General features: G+C 37.2%; 6 protein-coding genes. 2 read left to right on the top strand and 4 right to left on the bottom strand.

Annotation, left to right across the window (positions count from 1 at the left end):
• Window positions 1–581 precede the first annotated feature (581 nt).
• Window positions 582–1,235, top strand: a complete 654-nt coding sequence (locus ACQR30_RS11515; RefSeq protein ID WP_429735203.1) for a DUF4142 domain-containing protein — start codon at window positions 582–584, stop codon at window positions 1,233–1,235.
• Between the two features lie 85 nt (window positions 1,236–1,320).
• On the opposite strand, the gene ACQR30_RS11510 is transcribed toward ACQR30_RS11515, so the two are convergent.
• From ACQR30_RS11510 to kdsA, 3 genes are read right to left on the bottom strand one after another with little or no spacing between them, the layout of a single operon-like run.
• Window positions 1,321–2,151, bottom strand: a complete 831-nt coding sequence (locus ACQR30_RS11510) for a CvfB family protein (protein ID WP_429735200.1) — start codon at window positions 2,149–2,151, stop codon at window positions 1,321–1,323.
• 16 nt (window positions 2,152–2,167) lie between these two features.
• Window positions 2,168–2,740, bottom strand: a complete 573-nt coding sequence (locus ACQR30_RS11505; protein WP_429735198.1) for a Crp/Fnr family transcriptional regulator — start codon at window positions 2,738–2,740, stop codon at window positions 2,168–2,170.
• Between the two features lie 46 nt (window positions 2,741–2,786).
• Window positions 2,787–3,614 (bottom strand): 3-deoxy-8-phosphooctulonate synthase, encoded by an 828-nt coding sequence (kdsA, locus tag ACQR30_RS11500; RefSeq protein WP_429735196.1) that lies wholly within the window; start codon window positions 3,612–3,614, stop codon window positions 2,787–2,789.
• A gap of 83 nt (window positions 3,615–3,697) precedes the next feature.
• Here kdsA and ACQR30_RS11495 point away from each other — a divergent pair, with 83 nt between their 5' ends.
• Complete coding sequence (locus ACQR30_RS11495; RefSeq protein WP_429735194.1) at window positions 3,698–4,654, top strand: NAD-dependent epimerase/dehydratase family protein; 957 nt, start codon at window positions 3,698–3,700, stop codon at window positions 4,652–4,654.
• A gap of 75 nt (window positions 4,655–4,729) precedes the next feature.
• On the opposite strand, the gene ACQR30_RS11490 is transcribed toward ACQR30_RS11495, so the two are convergent.
• The coding region (locus ACQR30_RS11490; RefSeq protein ID WP_429735192.1) for a bifunctional YncE family protein/alkaline phosphatase family protein at window positions 4,730–6,931 on the bottom strand (2,202 nt) is incomplete at its 5' end.

Below are 6,931 nucleotides of genomic sequence, written 5' to 3'. Positions count from 1 at the left end.
CCATAGGTAAATTGTAAAATAGGTTGAGAAGAATGTTATAACAAATATATATTATAAATGTATCTTCAACAAAAGATGATTCCAACATTTTTAGTTTTTACCTTTTTGCGTAAGCGTTGTTTTTGTTTCTACAAGGTTTTTTAACAATTCCATGATATTAATAGTTGATGATGGGTCCGAAAATTTGATTATCCTAAAGAAAACACCAGAAAGTTGACGACTTGAAATAAAGACGACATCGGGTGAACGGGCTTTGCACAGATAGATGATTTTTTACGTCGTCGAAGCGATATCTGCTATTCCATAGATAATTTAAATCCAAAAGGCTTTCGCAAGGCTTTTTATATTACTTAAGGAAGTTTCTCTTGAGCGATATTTTCAGCGCCCATTTTGACCATTTTGTAGAAACAATTCTACAGTTTGCTAAAGCCCTTTTTGACTAATATGATACCCTATCCACTCGCTGCAAAACCGTAATCTAGCACTTATATGTCCTTCCGCGTTATGGATTTTCAATCTTGGAATGTCTTTTGCGTTTTTTCGTATGGTAACTATTTTTTAGCGCATAAAATTAATGAAAAATGAAAAACACAAATTTCTATTCCAAATGGAATAATTCGAAATCTCTACTCCATCGAGTCGGGAATTTTTTAGCAAATCATCACACCATTAAAATGCTATTTTCTATTTTAATTATCGGCACTTTGGCCTCTTGCGGAAACGGCACACGAAATAACAAAGATGCTGTAGATTCCGCAAAATCCGAAAATAAGATGAAAAGGCAAGATAGTACGATCGCATTGACGAAGGATGAAACCAACTTCATGGTAAAAGCAGCCAATGGAGGTATGGCAGAAGTAAAAATGGGGAAATTGGCAAACGATAAATCATCCAACGACCAGATAAAAAATTTCGGCTCCCAAATGGTAAAAGATCACGACTCAGTAAATAATCAATTAAAAGCACTCGCCGTTCAATTCAATGTTACATTACCTGCAGATATTGATCAGGATGAGCAAGACAATTTTAATAAATTAAATGATAAAAGCGGCAATGACTTTAATAAAGATTATATTGATTTAATGGTAAAAGAACACAAAGACGCCGTAGATTTATTTCAAAAAGAGCAAAAGAATGGCACTAATCAAACATTATTGGACTTTGTCAATAATGCTTTACCTACTTTGCAAGGACATCTACAATCGGCCGAAAGTATCCAAAAAAGTATGAAGTAACATTATCTTCAAATATTTTTTTGAGAAATGGAACGGCAATAGCCCCCAAATAAGCCCTAGAATTTAATATTTTGGGGCTTATTTGTTATAACAATTGTATACCATCTTTTGTAAGTTCAATTTTTCTTTCTTTATACAAACTGCCGATAGCCATTTTAAAGGTCTTCTTGCTTATACCAAAAAAGGAATATATTTTTTCAGGAGAAGATTTATCGTGATAAGGGAGAAAACCCTTATTTTCCTGTAGGAGACGTAGTATCTTTTCAGTTTGATTCTCTACACGTTCATAACCAATTTCCCCTTTACCAACATCTATTTTATTATCCGGCAAAATATTTTTTATAAAGCCTCCAATCTTATCCCCTATTTCCAAATCTTCAAAAACATCATTGTAATGCAATAATCCTTTATGAACATTATTGATAATTACTTCATAACCGATATTAGTACGGCGATAAATAAGAAGTGTCACTAAATCTTTTTCTTTAACGGTCAATTCTTCGTTTGATAAAAACTGCTCTAACTTTTCTGAAGCAGCTAGTCGACCCGTTAATTCATCGATTACAATCTTCACCAAATATTCGCCATTGGGGCGAATAATATTTTGAATTTGAGATTTCGGGATAAACAGGTTTTTCATGATACCCCAGTCTAAAAAAGCACCAAAATCTGTAGTAGATACAGCTTTCAACTTTACAATATCACCCAAAACACCGAAAGGCCTTTCTGTGGTCGCAATAATACGTGCTTCGTTATCATGATAAACAAAAACGTTTAATTCGTCGCCAATTCTTGTATCCCTAGGCACATATCTTTTGGGAAGCAAAATACCTATATCTCCGTCGTCCAGAAAAACACCCATAGGCTTCTCTTTGATCACTTTCAAGACATTATATTCTCCAATTTTTACATTCATGACTTTTTAATTATTCTTATTTGATAGTGCTTAACATCTTGCTCAAAAACTCAGGTGTCACCCCTATATATGACGCCACCTGTTTTTGCGGCAATGACTGAATTAATGATGGATACTGACTGCAGAAATTATGATAACGCTCTAGAGCCGGCAAACTAAGATTGTTGATTAATCTATTTTGATAAGTTATCACAGAATTCTCTGCCAATACTCGAAAATAATGTTCCAATTGAGGCAGTTCTAAATATAGATTTTGCAAATTCATTTTAGACAACCAAAGATATTCCGTATTTTCCAGTGCATCGATAAAAAGTCTGGCTGGTTGATCTTTTACAAAGCTGTACATGTCCACTACCCACCAATCTTCTGGTGCAAATTGTATCACGTGTTCAAAGCCATTTTTATCCACAGAATAGCTGCGCAAAAGACCGTTGGTTATAAAAGCCAAGCCTCTGCTTATATTACCTTCACGTAAAAGAAATTCCCTTTTCTTTATATTTTTCACCTCAAAAGAAGAAAAAAAATATTGCAGCTCTTTTTCTGTAAGCACAATATGCTTTTGCAAGTTTTGTAATAAAATAGAGTTCATTTACTAAAATAAAATTTCAAAAAAGTATAAAAGTTTTATGCTTTCATTAAATTACCGCTTTTCTTATTTTAACCAATTTTTCCAGTAACGGTTCCAATAAATCCAAGCGCAACATGTTGGCACCATCACTTTTAGCTACTGCCGGATTGGGGTGCGTTTCTATGAATAAACCATCTGCACCTGTCGCGATTGCCGCAGAGGCAATTGTCTCGATCATCTGCGGATTTCCTCCCGTTACACCACTTGTTTGATTTGGTTGTTGCAGACTGTGGGTACAATCCATCACAACTGGTACATTATTTTCTTGCATAATTGGAATATTACGGTAATCCACCACCAAATCCTGATATCCAAAAGTTGTTCCTCTTTCAGTAAGCATTATTCTATCATTTCCCGCACCAGAGATCTTTTCTACAGCAAATTTCATGGAGGCTCCGCTGAGAAATTGACCCTTTTTCACATTGACAATTTTGCCTGTTTGAGCAGCAGCCAACAACAAATCTGTTGGTCGGCATATAAAGGCCGGTATTTCCAACATATCCACATAATTGGCCGCCATTGCAGCCTCCTGTGCAGTATGTATATCAGAAACGACAGGTAATTGGTATTTTTCACCTACATTTTTCAACAACTGTAAAGCCGCCTCGTCGCCGATACCGGTAAAAGAGTTAGCGCTTGTACGATTGGCTTTCCGGTAGCTCGATTTAAATACATAACGAATTTCCAACCTTTTGCAAATGGCCGAAACCTTTGCAGCTACCTCATCTAAAAGTTCTGCACCCTCGACAACACAAGGCCCTGCGATAAGAAAGAAATTATTAGAATTGTAAGATTGCCTTGCAAATAAATTATCCAAAAAAGAAGACTTATTCATATCAAACGTTTGTTTTATTTTTTATAGATATGCGAACTTACGTTAAAGTTTTGTTTTCTTTGCATTCAGAAATTTATAACTGTATGTCAACTAAGAAAGAAAGAATCCTGATAATTGGAGCAGGTGGTCAAATCGGTGTAGAATTAACTCTAGCGTTGCGTAAAATTTATGGAAAAGAAAATGTAATAGCCTCCGATTTAAAAGATGAAAATTATTTATTAACAGGTACAGGGCCATTTATGCATATCGATGCAATGAACAAAAGTGGTCTACAACAAACAGTCCAAAAAGAAAAAATAACTCAAATATATTTGTTGGCTGCGGTACTGTCCGCAGTGGGTGAAAAAAATCCGTTGATGGCCTGGAACATCAACATGCAAACCCTGTTGAATGTATTAGAAATTGCCAGAGAAGAGAAGCTTACTAAAATTTATTGGCCAAGCAGTATTGCTGTCTTTGGTCCAACGTCGCCTAAACAAAATTGCCCGCAACAAACTATTGTAGAGCCCACCACAGTTTACGGAATCAGTAAATATGCAGGCGAAAGTTGGTGTGAGTATTATCACGAGAAATATGGCGTAGACGTGCGTAGCATGCGTTATCCGGGACTTATTAGTTATAAATCGGCGCCGGGTGGCGGCACTACCGACTATGCAATTGACATTTTCCACCAAGCACTCAAAACGAAATCTTACGATTGCTTTCTAAATGAAGATACCTACTTACCCATGATGTACATGGATGACGGCATTCGTGCAACTATTGAATTAATGGAAGCACCAGCAACTAAAATAAAAAATCATCGCTCCTACAATTTAGCTGCAATGAGTTTCTCCCCCAAAGAAATCGCCGCAGAAATACAAAAACATATTCCTGACTTTGCGATCAATTATAATCCGGATTTTCGCCAGGCAATCGCTGAAAGTTGGCCACAAAGTATTGATGACAAGGAAGCACGTGCAGATTGGGATTGGAAACCAGCATTTGACTTAGCCAGAATGACAGAAGACATGCTGAACAATGTAAAAGTAGAGAAATAAAAACCAACAATGGATGCATCTCGTTAAAAAGCTTCGATTTTAAAATCGGAGCTTTTTACATCGTTAGAATATTCGTTAATCATCATTTGGTTGAATTGACGCACGTACGAATGCGGCGTGCTTCGGTGCCGGAGCATCTACACCTTTCAGACCTTTCCATAAAACCTCATTGAATAACGCGTCCGGTACTTCATCCTCTTTCGAAAAATTCATAGATGCACTTAGGGTCGCCATCTTTCCATTTCCGCGGTTGATGTCGTTCAAATTGACCAATGCTGGCAAATGGATATAAGGCGTAAAGTCTGGCTTGTTGGTAAAACACCTCCATAATGGTGTAGCAGCAGCGTCGTATTGTGTCATAGGTGGCATACCCAATATTAGTTCAATGGTACGTAAAACCCCTGAAGTAGAATACATAGTATGATCTACATAATGCCTTTTTACAAAAGGTCCAGCCAAATAAACCGGGCTTCTATGCGCATCCACATGATCTGGGCCATTTTGAGCATCGTCTTCTAGAATAAATACAACGCTATTTTTCCAAATTGGACTCTTACTTAAATAATCGACAAACATTCCGACCGCCAAATCATTATCAGCAACTTGTGCAAAAGGTGTAGGACTCCCCCGTCTTAAACCTTGGGTATGATCGTTACCAAACCTGACTGTACATAATTGCGGTACCGCGTTGTGAGCAACCAAAGAATCAAAATCCTTTTTCCACTGCTGGAAACGGGTAGTATCTCTAAAGTTTAAATCAAAACCACGAAAATTGGCCATGTGCCCAACCAATGCTTTTACATTGGGCTTGCCATTGTTTCCAAATTCACCGTAACTTCTATAACTTACCTTGTTGCGCTTGCAATCGCTCCAAATAAACCCATTTTTATTATTGCCCATTTCTTTTTCTCCCTCGCCAGAATAATAGCCGCCACGACCACCATAACTCGTAGGCCAGGTTTTTTCTAAGTAATCGTTGGCATAAGCACCCATGCTCCAGTTATGGCCATCCATGCTTACCTCCGCATCAACATAAAAATTATCTAACAAAACAAAATCTTGTACCAACTTGTGTAAATTAGGTGTAACATTTTTCCCAAATAAAACCAAGCTTGCATCGCCATTCCCTTCTTTTACATCCCCCAAAACTTGATCATATGTTCTGTTTTCTTTGATAATATAAAATACATGTTTGATAACAGATGGTTGCCCTACATTAAATGGAATGGGATTGTCAGTGTCTCCTTCAGCATGTAGCTCTTTCGCTTTGCTATATGGTGTGTTTTTATATACCGCTTGTGAATAGATACTCAATTGACGGGTGGAAGGCACTTTAATAACACTTAAAGTCCCTTTAAACAAACCGGCGATATATTGAACAGGAACTTTATGTGGAGAATTATCTCCACCCTGATAAACAACCCTCTCTTTTGGATCAAGCGGGTCAGGACCTAATGGATTGGCCATTGAACGCAAACCCTTACCGTTCGTAACAAAAATATTGTTCCCTACAATTTTTACATTTGTTGGGTACCAACCAACCGGAATAAATCCCAAGGAACGGCTATTAGCAGGTGTAGAAACATCAAAAACAGCCAAACAATTATTATCGGCATTGGCAACGTATAATGTTTTGTTGTCACCACTTAAAGCCACGCAGTTACTCGTTGAACCCGGAACCGCGCTAGGATATAACGCGGCATTTAATGTTTCTATTACTTTTTTCTCCTTCGTATTAATAACTGATACCGAATTGTCGTCAGAATTGGCCACATACAAATAGGCTCCATTCTCAGAAAGGCACAATTCGTTGGGGTGACTTCCAACTGCAATTTTTCTATCAACAGTATTTGTAGCAATATTATATTGCACTACTTTTTTATCTCCCCAAAGACTAATATATAAATATTTTTTATCCTTGGAATAAAGACAAGTATAAGGCACACTGCCTAGATTAATCTTATGCAGCACCTTTTTGCTTTGCAAATTTATTACATACAGGCAGCTATCAAATTTGCCCACCACGTAAATTCTTTTCGCCATCTCATCTACGACCAACCCGGCAGGGGAAATAGCCTTAGGCCAAGGCTTGCCCAAGGCATATTTATCTGCTTCAACTAGTTTTCCATGTATAATTCTATATTTCACAATCCAGTTATCATTACCACCCGAGGCATATAAGGTTTTGTCTTGATCACCAAAAGCAAGGCCATACCAAGATTTTGGGATGGTAACACTATCCAGCATTTTTTGACTGTTCACATCGAAAAGTTCTAT

The organism is Arachidicoccus sp. (assembly GCF_050436765.1).
GTDB lineage: Bacteria > Bacteroidota > Bacteroidia > Chitinophagales > Chitinophagaceae > Arachidicoccus.
This window is presented reverse-complemented; position numbering and strand designations above follow the sequence as displayed.